Source organism: Sphingobium sp. 22B (genome assembly GCF_001580035.1).
Classification (GTDB): domain Bacteria; phylum Pseudomonadota; class Alphaproteobacteria; order Sphingomonadales; family Sphingomonadaceae; genus Sphingobium; species Sphingobium fuliginis.
Genome location: NZ_LTAB01000011.1, coordinates 142369 through 163396 on the forward strand (window position 1 = coordinate 142369; position 21028 = coordinate 163396).

Consider the following 21028-nt stretch of genomic DNA (forward strand, 5'->3'; position numbering starts at 1 on the left):
GCTTCAGGAAATTTCATGGAATTTTAAAAATATTCATCCGGCCATGGCGGAAATCATGTTCTGATCAGTTCTACTCTCCCGAACGGATGCGATAGTGGGCGTTTCGTCCGTCAATGCATGCTGCCGGCGTGGGGCCGGAAACAACATGGTCCACAGGGGATGATGCCGGAACTCCAGCTATCGGGGGATCCGCGAATGCACAGTCTGGGCCAATTCCCAATATATAAGAACAACCGCCTGTCGTGCACGGGATTCATCGGCGCGCACCTGCCCGATAGCTGAACCGCGCAAAGCCCGTCCGCCGAAGGGATCGGCGGACGGGCTTCATCACAGGGGAACAGCAAGATGAGGGTGAGAAGGAACAGCATTTCGACGCTGGCGGGAGCCAGCCTTTGGGCGTTGACGGCAGGTGCGCTTCACGCGCAGACGGCAGCCGACACCGCTCCGCAGGACAGCGGAGCAGACGCCGAGATCGTCGTCATCGGCACCCAGATCAGGGGCGCGAACACGACCGGCGCGCTGCCCGTCAGCGTGGTGGGCGAACAGCAGATCGAAGCGGTGGCCGCAGTGTCCGGCGCCGATCTTTTCCGGTCCATCCCGCAATTGGGCGGCGTGACCTTCAACGAACAGGTGCTGGGCGGCGGCAATGCGAACGCGGCGCGCGGCGACGTTTCTACCGTATCGCTGCGCGGCCTGGGCCAGGGCAACACGCTGCTGCTGATCAACGGCCGCCGCACCGTGCTGCACCCCACGTCACAGGCCATCACCGGCGTCATCGATTCCGGCGTCCCGACTTTCGGCTATAACGCCAACACAATTCCCGTCGGCAACATAGCGCGCGTCGAAGTGCTGCGCGACGGCGCGGCGGCTCTCTACGGTTCGGATGCTGTTGCCGGCGTCGTCAACAACGTCCTCAATTCCGATTTCAACGGCGCCAAGTTCGACGCGCAATATGGCGGAGCGGAAGGTACCAATCTTCGCGAGTTCACCGTCAATGGCCTGATCGGCAAGGATTTCAGCGAAGGACGCGGCAACATCACCCTGTTCGCCGGCTATGCGCAGAAGTCGAAGCTTTATCTCAGCGATCAGGATTATACCGCCAATGTCGACCGGCGCGGCTATGTCGCGGGCACCAGCTTCGCCGGCGTCTCCGCGTTCAACGGCACCAGCACCAGCACGCCCTGGGGCACGTTCCGCGCGCTCAGCCCCGCCGCCAACGGCACCTTCCTCAACCGGACGATCACCAGCAACGGCGTCGCCTTCACCAACAGTTCCAGCCAGTTCCACATCCAACCGAGCACCAACAGCGGATGCCGCATCCCGTCGGGCACCACCGGCACATGCTATGATGACGGTAACGGCGCGACGGAAATGGCGAACGTCGATTCCAACCTGCGCTTCAATTCGCCCGCGACGTTCGACGACCTCACCACCCAGCCTTCGGTCAAGCGCATCAACCTGTTCGCCAACGGGCATTTCGACCTGACCGACAACCTGACCCTCTATGGCGAAGCGGGCTTCTATCGCGGCAAGACGGAAGCGATCATCGGCGCGCCGGGTTCGCTGGCGAACATCCCGATCACCGTCGCCGCCAACGCCTATTGGAATCCGCTTGGGCCCATCGGTTCCCCCAACCGCCTGCCCGGGCTCAGCACCGCCGTCGTTCCGGCGACGGGCCTGCCCGTCCAGATCACGTCCCTCAGCTATGTCGACGTCGGGTCGCGCAGCGTGGAAGTGACCAATTATCAATATCGCTTCCTGGGTGGCCTGAAGGGCAATATCGGCAATTGGGACTGGGATACGGCCGGCCTCTATACATGGGCCACCGCCGCGGATACGCAGGAGAACTTCTCCAACACTTTGCTGCAGGCCGCGATCAACCGCACGACGCCCGACGCCTACAACCCCTTCAACGGCGGTTGCGTCGACGCGCCGTCCATCGGCGACTGCACGCCCAACAGCGACGCGACCATCGACAGCTTCCGCATCAAGGCGACGCGCAAGACACGCACGTCGCTGGCCCTGTGGGACTTCAAGATCTCCAACGCCCATCTGCTGGGCCTGTGGGCGGACAACAGCATCGGCATCGCGGCAGGCGTCGAATATCGCCGCGAAACCTACCATGACAATCGTTCCCCCTATCAGGGCGGCATTCGCGGGGTCGACACCACCTATACCGATGCCGTCACCGGCATTTTCTACGGTTCCGACCTGGGCGGGGCCAGTCCCAGCCCCGACGTGCGCGGCAAGCGCAATGTGAAGTCCGCCTATGCGGAACTCGCCATCCCGATCTTCAGTCCGGAAATGGAGGTTCCCTTCTTCCGCAGCCTCGATTTCCAGATCGCCGGACGTTATGAAGACTATAGCGACGTCGGATCGGTCGCGAAGCCGAAGATCGCGGGAAGCTGGGAACTGCTTCAGGGCATGCGGTTGCGCGGTTCCTGGTCGCAGGGCTTCCGCGCCCCGAACCTTGAGGTGATCAATACCTCCACGCTGGACCGCGTGAACACCGGCATCGACTATGTGCTCTGCGAAGCGGACCTGCGCGCCGGGCGGATTGCCAACTTCTCCCAGTGCAACCGCAGCATCTCCGTCCTGCGGCGCAGCGGCGGCAATCCCAATCTGAAGCCGGAGGAATCGGAAAGCTGGAGCTTTGGCGCGGTCATTTCCCCGCCGCTGGGCGACGGCTGGGGCAAGGTGACGTTCACCGTCGACCGCTGGCGCATCAAGCAGAAGAATGTGGTCGGCCTGCTCGACTATCAGAACGGCCTCAACCTCGATTATCTGCGGCGCGTGCAGGGCAGCAGCAATCCCAATGTCGTGCGCCGCGATCCCACGGCGGACGACGTGGCGCTGGTGGCGGGCACCGGGCTCGCCCCGGTGGGCGAGCTTCTCTATGTGGTCGCCAATTTCGAGAACCTGCTGCCGGTGACGGTGCAGGGCATCGACTTCAACCTCGACTATCTGCTGCCGACCGCATCGATCGGCACCTTCTCCCTCAACGTCAACGCATCGCGCCTGATCAGCTATTATGTCGATGCTCCGGCAGGGGTGACGGCGGTGATCGACGGGCGCTCCGCGGGTCTGGTCAATGCAGGCGTGCCGATCCAGGGCGGGGGCGACGTGGTGGGCCGCGACGGCCAGCCGCGCTGGCGGATCGCGGCGACGCTCGACTGGACGCTGGGGCCGGTCAAGATCGGCGCCTATACGCAGTTCATCGACAGCGTATATGAGAATGCGGTACGCGATGGCTCGACCAATCCCTGGATCGTGAAGGGACAGACGACCGTCAATCTCTATGCCCAATATACGTTCAAAAATGGCGGGCCGCTCAACGACACGAGCATCCAGATCGGCGCGCGCAACATCTTCGACAAGGACCCGCCATTGGCGTCGGGCGGCTATCTGTCGAACCTCTACCAGCCGCAGGCGCGCTACTGGTACACCAGCATCAAGAAATCCTTCTGATGCGGCGGGATGCGGCGCCATGCTCCCGGCGCCGCATCCCCTTTTCCCTTGCCCCCAGGATCGAAGGTTGACCCATGTCCGCTCCCGCTAAGCCCCGGCGCCCGGAAGCGCTCGACCGTCGAGAATTGCTGGCCGCCGGGCTTGCGGGACTGGCGCTCACGGGCCTTCCATCCGCCGCCCGCGCGCAATCGGGTGCCCGTGCCCCCGATGCGCCCCGCTCCGGCGGAACGAGCGTCGCGGCGCACCGTGTCGAAGTGCCGATGCCGCATGGCGGCGTCACCGCCGGTCATCCGCTGGCCGCCATGGCGGGAACCCGCATGCTGATGCAGGGCGGCAGCGCGGCCGACGCGGTGGTGGCCGCCATGGCGGTGATGAATGTCGTCGAACCCTGGGCATCGAGCGCGGGCGGCAACGGCTTCGCCACCTGCCTCGACCGCAGGGCGGGCAAGGTCCACTCGCTCGCCTTCACCGGCGGCGCGCCGCGCCTGCTCGACCCGCAGGTCGATCCCAAGGCGCTGGACCATGGCCCGAAGGCGTTGACGGTGCCCGGAGCCTTTGGCGGCTGGATCGCGCTTGCCCGGCGATTCGGCAGGTTGCCGCTCGCCACATTGCTGGAGCCGGCGATCGGCTATGCCCGCGACGGCCACCCGCTCGACCCGTCCATCGCCCTGTTCATCGGCCGGGCGCAAAAGACGCTGAGCCTCTATCCGACCAGCGCCGCCCTGTTCCTGCCGGATGGACAGCCGCCTGCGGCCCGCTCGATCTTCCGCAATCCCAATCTCGCCCGCACGCTGCAAGCGCTGGCCGATGCCGAGACGAAGGCGCTGAAGGGCGGCGCGGACCGGGATCGTGCCCTGCAAGCCGCCTATGACTATTTCTACTCAGGCCCCATCGCGCAGGAATTTGCGCGCTTTTCGACCGAAACCGGCGGCTGGCTGCGACTCGACGATCTCAAGGCCTATCAACCGCGCTGGAGCGATCCGGTCAGCACCCATTATCGCGGGCTGGACGTCTATAGCAGTCCGCTGACCTCCCGCACCGGGCTGGAACTGTGCGAGCAGCTCAATCTGGTCGAGGGTTTCGACCTGGCCGCCCTGCCCGCCGAGGGGCCGCAGTTCACTCATCTGCTGATCGAGGCGATCAAGGTCGCCAAGGCGGATGTCTATCGCTACGCCGCCGATCCCCACTTCGCCCAGACGCCGGTCGAGGGCCTGCTCTCCAAGCGTTTCGCGGCGGAGCGGCGCAGGCTGATCGATCCGGCCCGGGCGGGCCTCTATCCGGAGGGGGGCGATGCCGCCGCCTTCGACCGGGCGGCGCTGGAACGGGCGCGGCCGCGCTTCGCGGCGCGGGGCGACGACCGCACGCGAGGGGGCGACACGACCAGCCTGTCCGCCGTCGACGCGGACGGCAACGCCATCGCCGTCACGACCACCATTGGCGGCGGCTTCGGCACTTTTCTGGTGATGGGCGATACGGGCATCCTCTTCAACAACGGGTTGAGGCTGGGGTCCACCGCACCCTATGACGGGCACCCGAACAAGGTCGCGCCCGGCAGGATCGCGCTTCTGGGCAACGGCCCCACCATCGTTCTGGACAAGGGCCGGCTGCACCTGGTGTTCGGATCGCCCGGCGGCGAAACGATCGGCCAGACACAATTCCAGTTCCTGGTGAACATGGTCGATCGCGGCATGCCGATCCAGGCAGCCATAGAGGCGCCGCGCTTCGCGCTCGATGCCGATCCGAATTTCTACAGGCCCGGCGCTGCCATTACCGTGCAGGCGGAGGGCCGCTTTGCCGATCCGGTGCTGCAAGGGCTGACGGCCATGGGCCACCGGATCGAGAAGGTCGGCCCCTATGCGATCGGCAGCGTCCAGGGCATAGCGGTCGATCCATCGGGCGCGCGCATGGGCGGGGCGGACCCCCGCCGCATGGGCTATGCGGTCGGTTATTGAGGCCACCCGCGAGGCGCTTACCGCTTCCTGAGGGCATCGGGCTTGTGCGCAGCCCGCTTGCCCTCGTCCGTTTCCACGATGAATTCGGGATTGCCCGGCGTGGCCGCAACCTTGTGGCCCTTGATCCGGGTGGTTTCGGTGACCTTCTTCACCACCTTGCCATGGGCCTGTCCGCCATGGCTTTTCCACGTTACGGGATCGCCTTTCTTGAGGGTGCTCGCCATCATGCGCCTCCCGGATCGACGGAGAAGGCGATCTTGCGCCGATCCATTTCCTCGACCACGGCCTGAAGGAAGGGGGACAGATTCTCCGTCTCCTTGTCCGAGGCCGTTTCCCAGCTGTCGATCAGTTCCTCATCGGTCATGTTCCCGACCTCGGCCCTATGATCGCTTTGCGCATCCGCAGCCATGACGATCCTCCTGAGTCAGTTGCCGTCGTCCATGATCGCTTCGCCGCCTTCCTCCTCCTCCAGGAGAACCGCTGCGGAACCCGAGGCCGAAAGCCGGACCTGATTCCCTTCCACCGCGGCGACCAGCCCGCCGGCAATGAAATGATGATGGTCCCCGTGCGATCCGCTGTCGGCCTTGACCATCTTGATCCGGTCGCCTTCCACCTTGTCGACCGTGCCGATGTGCACGCCGTCGGCGCCGATGATGTCCATATGTTCCTTGATTGCGCTCAGCTCTGCCATGTCCGTCTCCTTCTTCCCCCCTGAACGCATGGAGCCGCGCGAGAGATGCGCCGGGCGCCGCCGACTGGCGCGCCGGAGCCACGACTTCACGCAAAACGGCCCCTCTGCCCAGATGGGGCCGGCATCGGGCCGCATGCCTTCGGCACGGGCGATCGACGACGAAAGTATCATCCCGGTCCCGATGCGGACATTGCGGCGAATCTCCTGAAAGCTTACGGTTTCAGGCAAGGCCGTCTGCCCGGCTGTCGGCGGTTCAAGGGTCGACGCGGCCGGAAAGTCATACTCCGGAGGTATCATCATGTTGGACATGCGCCTTCTGCGCTACTTCGTGGCCGTGGCGGACGAGGGCAATTTCAACCGCGCGGCGGAACGGCTGCACATCGCGCAGCCGCCGCTGTCGCGCGCGATCCAGCAGCTGGAGGCGCATGTCGGCGCGCCCCTGCTGGACCGCGCCAGCCGTCCGCTGCGGCTGACCGGCGTGGGGCGCCTGCTGCATGCGCAGGCGGTGCAGGTGCTGAGCCGCATGGAAGATGTGGAGGCGATGGTGAAGGCGGCGGCGACCAGCCGGCGGCGGCGGCTGGTGATCGGCTTCGTCGCCTCGACCATCTATGCGCGGCTGCCCGAATTGATCCGCGCGTTCCGCAAGGTCGCCGACAATGTCGAACTGGTCATGGTGGAAAGCACCACGCTGGACCAGATCGCCGCGCTGAAGGAAGGGCGGATCGATGTCGGGTTCGGCCGCATCCGGTTCGAGGACCCGGGCGTGCGCCGCATCATCCTGCGCGATGAAAAGCTGGTCGCAGCCTTTCCGATCGACCATCCCCTGGCAAGCGGCGAAGGGCCGATTTCGCTGCGCGAACTGGCGGACGAACCGCAGATCGTCTATCCCCGCGCCCCACGCCCCAGCTATGCCGATCAAGTGATTTCCCTGTTCCGCGACCAGGCGATTGAGCCGCGCATCGTCCATGAAGCGCGCGAGCTTCAGATCGCCATCGGCCTCGTCGCGGCGGAGGAAGGCATGGCGATCGTTCCCGAATCGGTCCGACGGGCGCGCAGCCACGACGTCGCCTTTCGCGAACTGGCCGAACCCGCCACGTCCCCCATCATCTTGAGCCATCGTCCCGGCGACCGCTCCCCCGAACTCGCGCTGATGACATCGGTCGTCGCCCGCAAATATGCGGAGTGGGGCTATGACGTGCCCGCCGCGTTGAGCGAGGAATCCTGAGCGGGCTGCGCGAAGCGGCGGTTCCGCCAGTCCACCCCTGCCATTTTTCACGGAGATATGGCGTGCGCCTTCCGCCTCGCTTATGCGGGTAGGAAATCGAAGCGAGGAAGAGAGTTACCCATGGCCCTGGTGAAAAAGGCTGCGCTCGGCAAGGCTGGCCGTGGCAGATCGGTCGCATCCTCTCCTGACGACCGGCCGGCAATGGACAAGTCCGTGGCCCCCATCGGGTCCAGCCCGCCCAAACGGCTCCCTGCACGGCCGGGACGCAGGCGCAAGCCCCTGACCGCGGTCGAGCGGCTCGACCAGGCGACGCAGGAACTCGCCAGCGGGTTGGGGGAATCGGCGTCCGCCGCGGCCGAACTCCAGCGCAATGTCGAGCAGATGGCGAGCGGCGCGGAGGAGGCGGCCAGCGCCGCGCAGGAGTCGCTCGGCCTCGTCGGCCATCTGCGCGCCAATTTTCGGGAAGCGAGCATCCGCGCCGCCGCATCGCGCAGCCAGACCGAAAGGCTGGAGGCGTCGTTCAAGGAAATCTCCGAACAGATCGATGCTTCCGTCGCGGCGATAGAGTTGAACGCCCGCCGCCAGCTTGGCTCGGTCACGGTGATAGAGCAGTTGGAACTGGCCGCCGGCCGCATCGGCGCGGTAGGCGACGCCATGGGCGACCTGGCCGAACAGACCGGCATGCTGGCGCTGAACGCATCGATCGAGGCGACCCGCGCCGGGGACAGCGGCAGGGGCTTCGGCATCGTTGCCGACGAGGTTCGCGAACTGGCCGAAGCGTCGGAGGCGAGCGCGACCGACATCCGCGCGATTGCGACGGGCATCGTCGCGGAGGTCCGCGCGATTGCGGCGCGGGTCCGCGCGGCCAGCGAACGCGCCAGCGGGGAGGCGCGGAGCGGCAGCCATGTCAGCACAGCCCTGGAAGAAGCGCGGGACACCCTCGCCACCGTTCTGGGCGGCGCGCAGGAGATCGCCGCCGCCGCCCTCCAGGCCGAGGTCGCCGCCACGGAATCGGAACGCGGGGCCGAGCAGGTCGCTAGCGCCGCGGAGGAACAGTCCGCCGCGGCGGCCGAGGCGCAGCAGGCGATAGAGCAGCAGGCCGCCTCGCTGGAGCAGAGCCAGCAGACGGCGGAAGCGCTGGCGGCGCTGAGCGGCGCGCTGGGGACGGAACGGGCCGGTTCGCAGGAGGTCGAGCAGATCGCCGTGGCCGCCGAACAATTATCCGCCACGGTGCAGGAGCTGTCGGGCGCATCCAGCCAGATCCAGATCGCCATCGAGCAGATTGCGCGCGGCGCACAGCTTCAAAGCGCCGCCACATTGCAGGCCAGCGCCGCCATGGGGCAGATCGAAACCAGCGCCACCATTGCAAAGGACAGGGCGGCCGGCGCGGTCGAAAGCCTGGACGGGCTGGTCGCGACGGTCGGGGAAGGAAGCGCGAAACTGACCGGCCTGATCGACGGCGTGGGCGCCGCCGTCGAAGACACGCGCGCCGTGCTGGACCTGCTCGGCAGGCTGAACGAAACGGCGCGGCGGGCGGAGAAGGTGGCCGACACGCTGGCGCTCGGCGCGCTCCAGACCAACATGCTGGGGGTGAGCGGCGCGGTGGAGGCGACCCGGTCCGGCGAAGCGGGCGAAGGCTTCACGACCGTCACGGCCGACATTCGGAAACTGGCGCGCAGCCTGGCCGCCAATGCCGAAGAAGGCAAGGATGTCGTGCGCGCCATCCAGGAAGGCATTCAGATCGCGCAGCGCACGCTCGACCAGATCGCCGCGGCGGGGGAGACGGAAACGACGCGCAACGAAGCGCTGCTTGCCCGCTTCGCCGGCATGGCGGCGGAGCTGAACGCGACCCGCGCCGACAATGGCGTGATCCTCGATGGCGCGGAGGCGATACAGCACGCCGCGCGAGAGGTGCGAAGCGGCTGCGAGCAGATCGCCAAGGCGGCCGAACTGGCGGCCGAAGCAGCGCGGGAGGCGGGCGCTGCCGCTCACCAGCAGGCGCAGAGCGCGGAAATGCTGGCTGCGGCCATTGAAGACATCGCCTCTCTCGCCGCCTCGCTCAACAGCGGAGAGTCCGGCGCATGACGGCGGGCGACCGGCTCGTCTTCCGTGCCGGTGACAGGCGCTATGCCGTGGCGGCGGGCCGCGTGCGCGAACTCGCCCGATTGCCGCGGCTGACGCCGGTTCCACTGGCGCCGCCGGGTCTGCTGGGGCTGGGCAATGTGCGGGGAGAGACGATCGCGGTGCTTTCCCCGGCCGCGATGACCGGCGGCGAAGCGCTGGGCGCGGCGCGCCATTTGCTGGTGCTGGGGGGCAGCGATCCCATCGCCCTGACCATCGATGCGGTGGAAAGGTCCGACGGGGACGAGGCGGGCAGGATCGAGGATTTCCCCCTCGACCAATGGATCGCACAGGCCTTTCCCCTGCGCGCGAGTGCGCGACGCGCCAGCGCAGGCGGGGCCATGGCACGACCTGTCCGGCACGCCATGCGGGACGACCGGCTGGCGCTGCTGCGCGTGGCGATAGGCGATCAGAGCTTCGCCCTGCCCCTGGAGGAGGTTGCGCAAGTGCTGCGCATGCCCCGCGACGTGGCGCTGCTCCCCGGCGCGGATGCAGCCGTGGTGGGGACGATCCGGTGGCGCGACCGGTCGCTGGGCGTGCTGTCGCTCCCGGCGCTGCTGGGCCTTTCCGGCGATGATGGGGCGGAGACGGACCGAGCCCGCCGCCGCATCGTCGTGGTGGCGCTCGGCGGGCAGAATCTGGGACTGCTGGTCGATCATGTCGAAGGACTTTTGCGCGTGTCGCCCGGGCGGATCGACAGCCTGCCCACCGCCCTGTTGCGGACGGAAGGCGAGGCGCGGATCAGCGCCATTTGCCGTCCGGAGGGCGGCGGCCGGCTGGTGTCGATCCTGGCGGTCGACGAACTGCTGCGTGATCCCGCCGCGCGCCTGCCGGTGACGAAGGATCAGCGAAGCGGCAAAGCCGCGCCTGCATCCTCGCCCTCCAGCCAGCGGATGTCCCTGCTGCTCGTCCGCATCGGTCCCTATGACCTTGCCCTGCCGGTCGGGGCCATCGACAAGGTGATGGGGCCGCCGGAGCGGCTGACCACGCTGCCCGGGGCGCCGCCGTGGCTGGCGGGTCTGGCGGCGGCTGGCGGCGAACCGCTCGCGGTGGTCGATCAAGTCATGCGTCTGACGGGTTCCCCGGCCAGCGGAGCGCGGCGACGGCTGATCGTGCTGCGCACCGACGGCCGGCGCGTCGGCTTTCTGGTCGACGAAGCGCGCACCATCCTTGCCGTCGAACGCAGCATGCTCGTTCCCGCACCCCTTCCCGATGCGCTGGCCGATGGGATTTTCGGAGAGGCGCTGCACGCTTCGGACGGTGGCGGCAGAACGCTGCTCGTCGTCCAGCCGGCAGCGTTGCTTTCTTCAGCCGAGCAAGCCCTTATGGCCGAAATCGCCCGCCGCCAGCCGACGCCAGCGCCATGATCCGACTGCTGATCGTCGACGACAGCCCATTGATGCGGCAGCTTCTGACCGAAATCTTCGCCGAAGCCGGGGATTTCGAGACAGGCACGGCCCGCAACGCCGACGAAGCCCTAGCACAGCTCAGCGCGTTCCAGCCCGATGTCGTGACGCTGGACATTCACATGCCCGGAATGGACGGGCTCGCCTGCCTCGACCGCATCATGGTCGAGCGGCCGACACCGGTCGTCATGCTGTCCTCCCTCACCGAAGCCGGGGCGGACGAGACGCTGGAAGCGCTGGCGCTGGGCGCGGTCGATTTCATTCCCAAGCCGCGGGGACCGCTGTCGATCGAGATCGAAGGAATCGCGGCCACGCTTGTCGCCAAAGTCCGCGAGGCCGCCAGCGCCCGCATCCCGCGCAGCGCCCGGCTGACCGAGCGGGTCCGGCGGCGCGCCGCCGCCACGCGCCTTGCGGGCGGCTCCGCTGCTCCCGTCCGCCCGTCCATGCCCAGACAGGCCGCGACGGCCATTCCCCCCCGCAGGCGGCCCGCCCGCCTTCCTTCGCACGGGAAAGCCGAGGCGCTTTCAGGGATAGAGGCGGTGCTGGTGGGCGTCTCCACCGGTGGGCCGTCGGCGCTGGACGCGCTGCTCGGTCCGCTGCCTGCCGACTTCCCCTGGCCCATCGTCATCGCCCAGCACATGCCGTCTAGCTTCACCGGGCCGCTGGCCCGCCGCCTCGACCGGGGATGCGCCATCGCGGTGGAGGAGGTGCGGCAGCCCCGCCCCCTTCGCCCCGGCACCGCCTATATCGGGCGGGGAGACGCGGACCTGATCTTCTCCCGCCGGGATGGCGTGCCCCAGATACTGGCCGCCCCGATGCGGGCGGATCGGCTATGGCATCCCAGCGCGGACCGGCTGGTCGAAAGCGCGCGCGCGCTGTTCCCGCCACGGACGCTGGTCGCCGTGCTGATGACAGGCATGGGGCATGACGGGGCGGAGGCGATGGCCGCCCTCCACCGGGACGGCGGCCATGTGCTGGCGCAGGACGAGGCAAGCTCCGTCGTCTGGGGCATGCCGGGTGCGCTCGTCGCGGCGGGCGGCGCCGATCTGGTCCTGCCGCTGGAAGAACTGGCGGCGCAGCTCCTCGCCTGGGCGCAGGGATGACGCAGGCGCCCGAAACGCTGCTTGCGGGATCGTCGCTGACGCGGCTGACGGCGCTGCTCTACCGCCTGACCGGCATGAAGTTCGACGAGAAGAAGCGCTTCTACCTCGAACGCCGGGTCGCGCACCGCATGGACCGGACCGCGACAACCGACATCGCCCGCTACCTCCTGCTGCTGGAGCGCGATGCGCACGAGCGGCAGATGCTGATCAACGCCGTCACCATCAACGAGACCTATTTCTTCCGGGAGGAGCATCAGCTCACCGCGCTGGCGGACGAGATCCTGCCCAGGATCGCCGCGGAAAAGCGGCCCGGCGACCTGATCCGCATCTGGTCCCTTCCCTGCTCGACCGGGGAGGAAGCCTATTCGATCGCGCTCTGGCTGCTGGAGCGATGGCCGCTGGTTGACGCCTATCATGTCGAGATCGTCGGGTCGGACATCGACACCCACGCGCTCGATGCCGCGCGGGACGGCCAATATGGCGCGCGCGCCCTCGCCCGGCTGCCGGCGGACATGCTCGCGGCCTATTTCGAACGCGAGCATCAGCACCGCCGACGGATCGTCCAGGACCTGCGCGAATCCGTGCTCTTCACCCAGGCGAACCTGAACGACGCGGCTTCGGTGGCGAGCCAGGGCCGCTTCGACATCGTGCTTTGCCGCAACCTGCTCATTTATTTCGACGACGAATCGCGCATCGCCGCCGCCCGGCATCTGCACGAGGCGCTTCTTCCCGGCGGCTATCTCCTGCTCGGCCATAGCGAATCCATGGCCCGGATCGACGAGCGCTTCGATCTGGTTCGCTTGCGCCAGGCAATCGTCTATCGTCGGCGCTGATGGACGAGCTGCTTCAACAGTTCCTGCTCGAAGGACGCGATCTGGTGGCGGATGCGCATGCCGCCCTGGTGGCGCTTGGCCGCGACGCACGGGACCGCCCGGCGCTCGACCGGCTGTTCCGCGCCACCCATACGCTCAAGGGGTCGGTCGCCCTGTTCGACATGGCGCCGGCGGAACGGCTGCTCCACGTCGCAGAGGCCCGACTCGAAGGCGCGAGGAAAGGCGACGGGGCGCTGGACGAAGCCATGCTCGACCTGTTGATGCAGGCGATCGACCAGACCGACCGCTGGATCGACGCCATGGAGGGCGCCGCTTCGCTGGACGCCGACGCCACCGGCCTTTCGGACCGCCTGATCGCCCTGATCGCAGGGGACGGGAAAACCGGTGAAGCTGACCTTCCCCTGCCTGTCTCACCCCGGGTCGCGGCTGATCAGGACTGGATCGCCGCCCTGCGCAGCCGCGCCGAACTGGCCATGGTCGACCCCGGCCGGGCGAGAACGGCCTTCCGCTATACCCCCGATCCCGACTGCTTCTTCCGGGGCGAGGACCCGCTGGCCATGGTTGAGAATGTGCCGCAATTGCTGGGCATCGCCATATTGCCCGCCGGCGATGCCTGGCCGGACCTCGCCGCCTGCGAGCCGTTCCGCTGCATGGCCGCCATAGAGGGGTTGAGCGCCGCCGACGAAGCGCAGGTGCGCGCCGCGTTCCGGCTGGCGCCCGATCAGATTGCGGTCGCGCCGTTCAATCCGTCGCCAGCGGCAAGCGATTCTGCCCCCTATGCCGCCGAACTTGCGGCCACGCTCAGGGTCGAGGCGGCCCGGCTCGACCGGCTGGCCGACCAGAGCGGCGAACTTGCCGTCGCGATCCGTGCGCTGCAACCGATAGCGGCCCGCCTGCGCGCCATCGATCCGCTGCTCGCCGCCGAACTCCGTGCCGCGGAGGACGAGATCGCCCGCGTCGCCGGACAGCTCCAGCGCTCGGTCGCGCAGGTGAGGCTGGTGTCGCTCGAACCCGTGCTGCGCCGCCTGCCGCGGCTGGCGCGGGAGGCCGCGGCCATGGTGGACAAGGCGATCCGCTTCACCATCGAGGGGGAGACGGCGCAGGTCGACAAGCAACTGGCCGACCAGTTGTTCGAACCCCTGCTCCATCTGGTGCGCAACGCCGTCGACCACGGGCTGGAGCCGGCCGGGCAGAGGGTGGCCAGCGGGAAACCCGCCGAAGGGCGGATCGGGCTTGCCGTCCGGCAGGATGGCGGCCATATCTCCATCGTCCTGACCGATGACGGGCGCGGGATCGATCCGCAGGCGATGCGGGTGGCAGCCGTCGCCAAGGGCCTGATGAGCGGCGAGGCGGCGGCCGCGCTCAGCGACGCGGAAGCCTTGCATATCGTCTTCCTCCCCGGTTTTTCCACCGCCGAAAGCGCGACCATGCTGTCGGGCCGGGGCGTCGGCATGGACGCCGTGCGGGCGGCCGTCGAACGGCTGGCGGGGACCATCGCGATCCAGAGCGAGGTCGGCCGGGGCACGCGCATCATCCTGCGCCTGCCGGCCAATGCGATCACGACTCCGCTTCTGGTCGTCGCGGCGGGGGACCGTCAGCTCGGCGTCAGGCTGGACCAGATCGTTGAAACCGCACGGGTCGACGCCAGCGCGGTCCAGCCGGTCGGCCAGGCGCATGCCTGCATATTGCGGGACAGGTCCGTGCCCGTTCTGGACCTGGCGGCGCTGCTGGGGCTGGAACCCACGAGCGGCGCGCTTGCCCGGCTGGTGGTGACCGATGCCGGACCCTGCCGCACCGCGCTGCGCGTGGCTGCCTTCGGGGAGCGGTTCGACGCCGTCGTGCGCGAAAGCACGGGATTGCTGGCCGCCATGCCCGCCGTGGCGGGTACGGCGATGATGTCCGACGGCAGCGTGCTGCTGGTGCTGGACCTGCCGGAGCTGGTGGCATGAGCGTGGTCGTGGAGGAGGACCGGATCATCCTCTCTGGCGCTGCGACGGTGGAGGACGCCGAACCGCTGCTGGCCGCGCTGCTGGAGCATCCCCATCACAGGATCGACATCGCCGGGCTGGCGCGGGCGCATCTTGCCGTGGTGCAGTTGGTCCTCGCCGCCGGCCGGCCCGTCATCGGCCGGCCCGAAAGCCCGTTCCTGCGGGAAATCGCCTTTGCATCGCCAATGCAGATCGAGGTGTAACAATTTCATATCTGCGGTTGCGGTTCCTTTCTATAGAAGAAGCTGAAGGCCCGACCGGGTCGAGATTGAGTGGAGTCATGAATGCCCGTTACCGTGTTGATCGTGGACGACAGCAAACTCGCGCGGATCGTCGCGGGAAAGGCATTGGCGGAACTTCAGCCCGACTGGCAGAAAATCGAGGCCGGCAGCGGGGCGCAGGCGCTGGAACTGCTGGGCAAGGAGCGGATCGAAGTCGCTCTCATCGATTTCAACATGACCGAACAGGATGGGCTGGAACTTGCAGGTGAGATACGCGCTTTGAGGCCGGACATGCCGATCGCGATCATCACCGCCAATATCCAGGACGAGATCATCGCGCAGGCGCGGGCGATCGGCGCCGCCTTCATCGCCAAACCCGTCACCAGCGAGGGCCTTGCCGGCTTCCTGACCGGCGCTGCGCTCAAGCTGAGGTCCAGCCAGGAATGATAACGGGCCACGTCGCGCTGAGCGAACTCGAACAGGACGCCCTGACCGAGATCGTGAATATCGGCGTGAGCCGCGCCGCCTCTTCCTTGAGGAAGATGATCGGGGACCAGGTCGTCCTGTCCGTCCCTTCGGTGGAGGTCGTGAGCCAGCGCCGCGCCGCCCGCCTGATCAGCGAGCGCGAAGTGGTCGACCTGATCGCGGTGCGGCAGGATTTTTCGGGTCCCTTTTGCGGGCGGGCCCTGCTGATCTTCCCCGAAACGAACAGCCTGGAGCTGGTTCGGGCGGTGACGGGCGGCGCCCTTTCGGCCGAGGAAGCGGTCGAGATGGAGCAGGAGGCGCTGGCCGAGACGGGCAACATCATCCTCAACAGCTGCCTTGCGACCATGGCCAACATGCTCAAGCGGTCGCTGTCCATGACCATCCCCGAAGTGCTGCGGGGCAATGGCGCGACCCTGTTCGAAATCGATGAAACGACAGGGTCGGAAGGGCTGGTCCTCTTTCTCTACATCGACTTTGCGGTGCGCCAGCGCGACATTCGCGGCTATATCGCGATGCTGATGGACATTCCTTCGCTCGCGACGCTCAAGCAGTTGCTCGACGAGTTCATCTCGCGCATCGTGGGCGAGGATGGCTGACGAAACGATCATCGGAAACGCGGATCAATTGCGCGCCGTGCTCGCGGCGGCGGGGGCCAGCGGCGCCTGGGACTGGGACATCGTCCGGGACCGGCTGACCGTCGATGCCCGTTTTGCCGAGCTGTACGGATTGGGCGCCGATGCCGCCGACCAGCCATTGCCGACCGCCGCCTTCTTCCGCGCCATCCATCCGGAGGATCGCGCCCGCATCCGCATCGCGGTCGCTGGCATGCTGGCAGGCTCCGAATTCTTCTCCAAGGAATTCCGCATCATCGCTCCGGACGGTGCGATATTATGGATGCACGGCCGGGGCCGGAGCCAGCTTGACGATCAGGACGAGCCGGTACGTTTCACCGGGCTGCTGGTCGATGTGACCGACCGCAAGCGCACGGAGGAGCGGCTCCGCATCGCGCAGAGCGCCGGCGGGATCGGCACGTTCGAATATCGGGACGGCTTCGCGACAGTGTCGGTCTCCAGCGAATTCTGCCGGCTGCTCGGCCTCCACCCCGCCGACCGGCTGCCGGTCAGGACGATCAACGCGGTCGTGTGCGAGGACGAGGAGCCGTTGATACCCGAAGACGGTGCGGAACCTGCCAGCATCGACAGCGTGTTCCGCATCCGCCGCAGCGACGATGGCGCGGAACGCTGGATCGCCCGCCGTGGCGAGGCGATGCGCGACAGCGAGGGAAGCGGTTACCGGCTGCTGGGCGTCATCTATGACGTGACCGATGCGAAGCTTCAGGAAACGCGGCTGCGCGAATTGAACGACACGCTGGAGCAGCGCGTCGCGCAGGAGATAGACGAACGCCTGCGGGCGGAGGATGCGCTCCGCCAGGCGCAGAAGATGGAGGCCGTCGGCCAGCTTACCGGCGGCATCGCGCATGATTTCAACAATCTGCTGACCATCATCACCGGCAGCGTCGACATGGCGCTGCGGCGGCTCGACAATTCGGCCGATCCCAGGGTGGGCCGCGCGCTGGACAATGCCATGCGCGGTGCGGAACGGGCAGCGGCGCTGACCCAGCGCCTGCTTGCCTTCTCCCGCCGGCAGCCGCTCGACCCCCGTGCCGTGGAGGTGCCCCGCCTGCTGGCCGGCATGTCGGACCTGCTCACCCGCACCATCACCGAAGCGGTCGCCATCGCCATCGAGGCGCCGGACGACGTCTGGGCCATAGAGGCCGATCCGCACCAGCTTGAAAATGCGATCCTCAACCTGGCCGTGAACGCCCGCGACGCCATGCCGCAGGGCGGATCGCTGACCATCGCCGCGGGCAACCGGCAGGTCGCCGCGCACCAGAGCGACGAAAGCCATGTCAGTCCCGGCGATTATGTGGCGATCACGGTAAGCGACAACGGCACCGGCATGGACGCGGACACCCTGACCAAGGTGTTCGATCCCTTCTTCACCACCAAGGAGGTCGGGAAGGGCACGGGCCTTGGCCTGTCCATGGTCTATGGCTTCGCCAAGCAATCCGGCGGCAGCGTGCTGATCGACTCGGCATTGGGGGAAGGCACGACCGTGACGCTGCTGCTGATGCGCAGCGTCCAGAGCGCGGAACCGCCCGCCGATGCGATGGACGAGCGCGAACCCTTCGGCAGCGCGTCGGAAACGATCCTGGTTGTCGAAGATGACGACGATGTTCGCGCCTATACGGTGGGAACGCTGCGCGAGCTGGGTTATCGGGTGGTGGAGGCGCATGACGGTGCCTCCGCCCTTGCCCTGCTGGACAAGCAGGACCAGCCGATCAAGCTGCTGATCACGGACGTCGTCATGCCCCGCATGTCGGGCAGCGAACTCGCCGCTGCGGCCCGCGCCCGGCAGCCCAGGCTGCGCATCCTCTACACATCGGGTTATCCCAGGGATGCGATCATGCGCGACGGACGGCTGGACAGCGGCGTCGAACTGCTGGCCAAGCCCTTCACCTTCCGCAGCCTGGCGGAACGGGTACGCGAGATCATCGACAAGGGCTAGGACGCGCTGCGTCGAACGCGGGCGCTGGTCATCGGTGGCGCCTCATTCCGCTGCGTTGAACGCCACCTGCTCGATCTCCCGCGCCGTGGCGTGCAGCAGTTCGATCACCTCGTCATGCCCGATCTTCCTCGCGCTCATCGACTGCGATATGGATATGGCGGCGGGCACCATGCCGTCCGGCCTTCGGATCGGAACGGCCGCGCAGGTCAGGTCTTCGGCAATTTCTCCATCGTCGATCGCATATCCCTGCCGCGCCACCAGATCGAGTTCGCATGCCAGAGCGCCAGCATCGACGATGGTGCGCGGGGTAAGGGCGACGAAGGGCCCGTTGGCGAGATAGGCGTCCCGCTCGCCGCGGGGAAGATGGGCCAGCAGCACCTTGCCCATGCCGGAGCAATAGGCCTCCAACTGCATTCCCACCCGCGTGAACAGTCCTGCCGCCCCCTGGCCGATTTTCAGGCGATAGGTGACCATGTCATTTTCCAGCGTCCCCAGCTGCACGATCGTCCGCGCCTTCACGGCCAGCCGGTGCATGGCGGGCGCGGCGACGTTGACGATCAACTGCTTTTCGTCGAGCCGCTGCAAGAGCCGCAGCAGCCGCGCCCCGGCGACATGCCGTCCGCGCCCGACCGGCGTCAGATACCCTTCCTCGACCAGCGTCGTCACCTGCCGGTGGGCCGTCGCCACGGGTATGTCGATGGACCGCGCCAGCGCGGAAACGCTGTTCTGCCCGCCATCGGCCACAACCCCCTCCAGCATGGCCAGGGTCCGCTTGAGCGAACTGATTTGCGGCGTCCTGTTTCTCATGATGTGAGAAGATCACAGCTTGGCCCGGTGGCGTCAAGTACAAAGCTCCCTTATTCTCATGCGCTGTGAGGCGGGCCGTACCCGGCGCCGGCGACATGCGTTTCCTTTACGAAAAGGCTTGAAGGATATGGCCAAAACCAAGGTTGCGATCATCGGATCGGGAAATATCGGCACCGACCTGATGATAAAGATCATGCGTCTTTCGGAGACGCTGGAAATGGGTGCCTTCGTCGGCATCGATCCGGAATCGGACGGGCTGAAGCGCGCCGCCCGCATGGGCGTGCCCATCACGGCGGAGGGCATTGACGGCCTGATCGCGCTGGAGGGTTTCAAGGACATCGCCATCGTGTTCGACGCGACGTCGGCAGGCGCGCACAAGCGGCACAATGAACTGCTCCAGGCGCATGGCAAGCGGGTGGTCGACCTGACGCCCGCAGCCATCGGCCCCTACACCATTCCGCCCGTCAACGGCGAAACCAACCTGGATGCGTCGAACGTCAACATGGTGACCTGCGGCGGCCAGGCGACCATCCCCATCGTCCATGCCGTCAACCGCGTCGCGAAGGTGCATTATGGCGAGATCGTCGCCTCCATCGCCTCCAAGAGCGCAGGCCCCGGCACGCGCGCCAATATCGACGAATTCACCGAGACCACCAGCCAGGCGATCGTCGACGTCGGCGGGGCGAGCCGCGGCAAGGCCATCATCATCCTCAACCCCGCCGAGCCGCCGCTGATCATGCGCGACACCGTTTATTGCCTGTGCGACGACGCCAGCCAGGACGAGATCCGCGCCAGCATCGACCGCATGGTGGCCGAAGTGCAGACCTATGTGCCGGGATACCGGCTGAAGCAGGCGGTGCAGTTCGAACATATCGGATCGAACCGTCCCCTGCGCATTCCGGAGATGGACGGGGAATTCACGGGCCTCAAGGTCAGCGTCTTCCTGGAGGTCGAGGGAGCCGCCCATTACCTGCCCGCCTATGCCGGCAATCTCGACATCATGACCTCGGCCGCGTTGCGCACCGCCGAGAAGATCGCCGTCCGCATGCATGAAGGAGCCGTCGCATGACCTTCGATCCGACCCAGACCAAGCTCTACATCCAGGACGTCACGCTGCGCGACGGCATGCATGCCGTCCGTCACCAATATAGCATCGACCATGTGCAGAAGATCGCCCGGGCGCTGGACGACGCCAAGGTCGACGCCATCGAGGTCGCCCATGGCGACGGCCTTAGCGGGTCGTCCTTCAACTATGGTTTCGGCGCGCATACGGACCATGACTGGATCGCCGCCGTGGCGGACGTGCTGGAACATAGCGTCCTGACGACGCTGCTGCTGCCCGGCATCGGCACGGTGCACGATCTGAAGCATGCCTATGATCTGGGCGTGCGGTCGGTGCGCATCGCCACCCATTGCACGGAGGCGGATGTTTCGAAGCAGCATATCGAGGCGGCGCGCAACCTGGGCATGGACGTGTCCGGCTTCCTGATGATGAGCCACATGACCGATCCGGATGCGCTGGCGCAGCAGGCCAAGCTGATGGAAGATTATGGCGCGCACTGCGTCTATGTCACCGACAGCGGCGGCGCGCTCAACATGGAGCAATATGCGGCGCGGCTTCAGGCCTATGATCGCGTGCTGAAGCCCGAGACGCAGCGTGGCGTGCACGCCCACCACAATCTTTCGCTGGGCGTCGCCAATTCCATCGTCGCCGTGCAGAACGGCGCGGTCCGCGTCGACGCCAGCCTGGCCGGCATGGGAGCCGGCGCCGGCAATGCGCCGCTGGAGGTGTTCATTGCCGCAGCGGACCGCTATGGCTGGAACCATGGCTGCGATCTCTATGCGTTGATGGACGCCGCCGAAGAACTGGTCCGCCCCCTGCAGGACCGGCCGGTGCGCGTGGACCGCGAAACGCTGACGCTGGGTTATGCGGGCGTCTATTCCAGCTTCCTGCGCCATGCGGAAAAGGCGGCGCAGGACTATGGCCTCGACACGCGCAGCATCCTTGCGGAAGTGGGCCGTCGCAAGATGGTCGGCGGTCAGGAGGATATGATCGTCGACGTCGCGCTGGATCTCAGCGCGAAATAAGCGGCGGGGCGGCTTCGCCCCTTCGCCCGTGAGCACGCCCCTGGCCTGACGGTTCGTCCGTCAGGCCAGGG

At 67.1% G+C, this 21028-nt stretch carries 18 protein-coding genes; 14 read left to right on the top strand and 4 right to left on the bottom strand.

Annotated features, from left to right (window positions below):
- The first annotated feature begins 345 nt into the window (after positions 1-345).
- Both A0J57_RS12205 and A0J57_RS12210 read left to right on the top strand, forming a co-directional pair.
- On the top strand, positions 346-3468 hold the full coding sequence (locus A0J57_RS12205) for a TonB-dependent receptor (RefSeq protein WP_173664335.1): 3123 nt from the start codon (positions 346-348) through the stop codon (positions 3466-3468).
- A gap of 74 nt (positions 3469-3542) precedes the next feature.
- Complete coding sequence (locus A0J57_RS12210; RefSeq protein WP_061936026.1) at positions 3543-5420, top strand: gamma-glutamyltransferase family protein; 1878 nt, start codon at positions 3543-3545, stop codon at positions 5418-5420.
- Positions 5421-5437: 17 nt separating this feature from the next.
- On the opposite strand, the gene A0J57_RS12215 is transcribed toward A0J57_RS12210, so the two are convergent.
- Genes A0J57_RS12215 through A0J57_RS12225 form a run of 3 tightly spaced genes read right to left on the bottom strand, consistent with a single transcriptional unit; the run spans position 5438 to position 6111 of the window.
- Positions 5438-5644: a DUF2945 domain-containing protein gene (locus tag A0J57_RS12215; RefSeq protein WP_061936206.1), complete on the bottom strand. Its 207-nt coding sequence runs from the start codon at positions 5642-5644 to the stop codon at positions 5438-5440.
- A complete protein-coding gene (locus A0J57_RS12220; protein WP_044661103.1) occupies positions 5644-5829 on the bottom strand; it encodes a hypothetical protein in 186 nt (61 codons plus the stop codon). The genes A0J57_RS12215 and A0J57_RS12220 overlap by 1 nt, the downstream gene beginning before the upstream one ends.
- Before the next feature lie 15 nt (positions 5830-5844).
- Entirely contained in the window at positions 5845-6111 is a 267-nt protein-coding gene (locus tag A0J57_RS12225) for a DUF2171 domain-containing protein (protein ID WP_044661102.1), read from the bottom strand.
- Between the two features lie 301 nt (positions 6112-6412).
- Here A0J57_RS12225 and A0J57_RS12230 point away from each other — a divergent pair, with 301 nt between their 5' ends.
- The 10 genes from A0J57_RS12230 to A0J57_RS12275 all read left to right on the top strand — a co-directional run bounded on the left by A0J57_RS12230 (position 6413) and on the right by A0J57_RS12275 (position 18062).
- The gene (locus A0J57_RS12230) at positions 6413-7336 is read left to right on the top strand and encodes a LysR family transcriptional regulator (RefSeq protein WP_025547710.1); all 924 of its coding nucleotides are present in this window, start codon (positions 6413-6415) and stop codon (positions 7334-7336) included.
- A gap of 120 nt (positions 7337-7456) precedes the next feature.
- A complete protein-coding gene (locus A0J57_RS12235; RefSeq protein ID WP_061936029.1) occupies positions 7457-9421 on the top strand; it encodes a methyl-accepting chemotaxis protein in 1965 nt (654 codons plus the stop codon).
- A complete protein-coding gene (locus A0J57_RS12240) occupies positions 9418-10824 on the top strand; it encodes a chemotaxis protein CheW (protein ID WP_061936031.1) in 1407 nt (468 codons plus the stop codon). Before A0J57_RS12235 ends, A0J57_RS12240 begins: the two co-directional genes overlap by 4 nt.
- Positions 10821-11966: a chemotaxis-specific protein-glutamate methyltransferase CheB gene (cheB, locus tag A0J57_RS12245; protein WP_061936034.1), complete on the top strand. Its 1146-nt coding sequence runs from the start codon at positions 10821-10823 to the stop codon at positions 11964-11966. The genes A0J57_RS12240 and cheB overlap by 4 nt, the downstream gene beginning before the upstream one ends.
- Positions 11963-12799 (top strand): protein-glutamate O-methyltransferase CheR, encoded by an 837-nt coding sequence (locus tag A0J57_RS12250; protein WP_044661098.1) that lies wholly within the window; start codon positions 11963-11965, stop codon positions 12797-12799. Before cheB ends, A0J57_RS12250 begins: the two co-directional genes overlap by 4 nt.
- The gene (locus A0J57_RS12255; RefSeq protein WP_061936037.1) at positions 12799-14748 is read left to right on the top strand and encodes a chemotaxis protein CheA; all 1950 of its coding nucleotides are present in this window, start codon (positions 12799-12801) and stop codon (positions 14746-14748) included. The genes A0J57_RS12250 and A0J57_RS12255 overlap by 1 nt, the downstream gene beginning before the upstream one ends.
- The gene (locus A0J57_RS12260) at positions 14745-14990 is read left to right on the top strand and encodes a hypothetical protein (protein WP_061936039.1); all 246 of its coding nucleotides are present in this window, start codon (positions 14745-14747) and stop codon (positions 14988-14990) included. Before A0J57_RS12255 ends, A0J57_RS12260 begins: the two co-directional genes overlap by 4 nt.
- 81 nt (positions 14991-15071) lie before the next feature.
- Positions 15072-15455 (top strand): response regulator, encoded by a 384-nt coding sequence (locus A0J57_RS12265; protein ID WP_025549511.1) that lies wholly within the window; start codon positions 15072-15074, stop codon positions 15453-15455.
- Positions 15452-16090, top strand: coding sequence for a chemotaxis protein CheX (locus A0J57_RS12270; RefSeq protein ID WP_025549510.1), 639 nt, complete (start codon positions 15452-15454; stop codon positions 16088-16090). The genes A0J57_RS12265 and A0J57_RS12270 overlap by 4 nt, the downstream gene beginning before the upstream one ends.
- Positions 16083-18062, top strand: coding sequence for a hybrid sensor histidine kinase/response regulator (locus tag A0J57_RS12275; protein WP_061936042.1), 1980 nt, complete (start codon positions 16083-16085; stop codon positions 18060-18062). The genes A0J57_RS12270 and A0J57_RS12275 overlap by 8 nt, the downstream gene beginning before the upstream one ends.
- A 42-nt stretch (positions 18063-18104) precedes the next feature.
- Here A0J57_RS12275 and A0J57_RS12280 read toward each other — a convergent pair whose 3' ends face one another.
- Positions 18105-18869 carry an IclR family transcriptional regulator gene (locus A0J57_RS12280; protein ID WP_061936047.1) on the bottom strand — a complete coding sequence of 255 codons (765 nt, stop codon included), beginning with the start codon at positions 18867-18869 and terminating at the stop codon, positions 18105-18107.
- Positions 18870-18996: 127 nt separating this feature from the next.
- Between A0J57_RS12280 and A0J57_RS12285 the strand changes: the two genes are divergently transcribed.
- Positions 18997-19938, top strand: coding sequence for an acetaldehyde dehydrogenase (acetylating) (locus A0J57_RS12285; RefSeq protein WP_061936050.1), 942 nt, complete (start codon positions 18997-18999; stop codon positions 19936-19938).
- Positions 19935-20957: a 4-hydroxy-2-oxovalerate aldolase gene (gene dmpG / locus A0J57_RS12290; protein WP_048576899.1), complete on the top strand. Its 1023-nt coding sequence runs from the start codon at positions 19935-19937 to the stop codon at positions 20955-20957. Before A0J57_RS12285 ends, dmpG begins: the two co-directional genes overlap by 4 nt.
- Positions 20958-21028 lie beyond the last annotated feature (71 nt).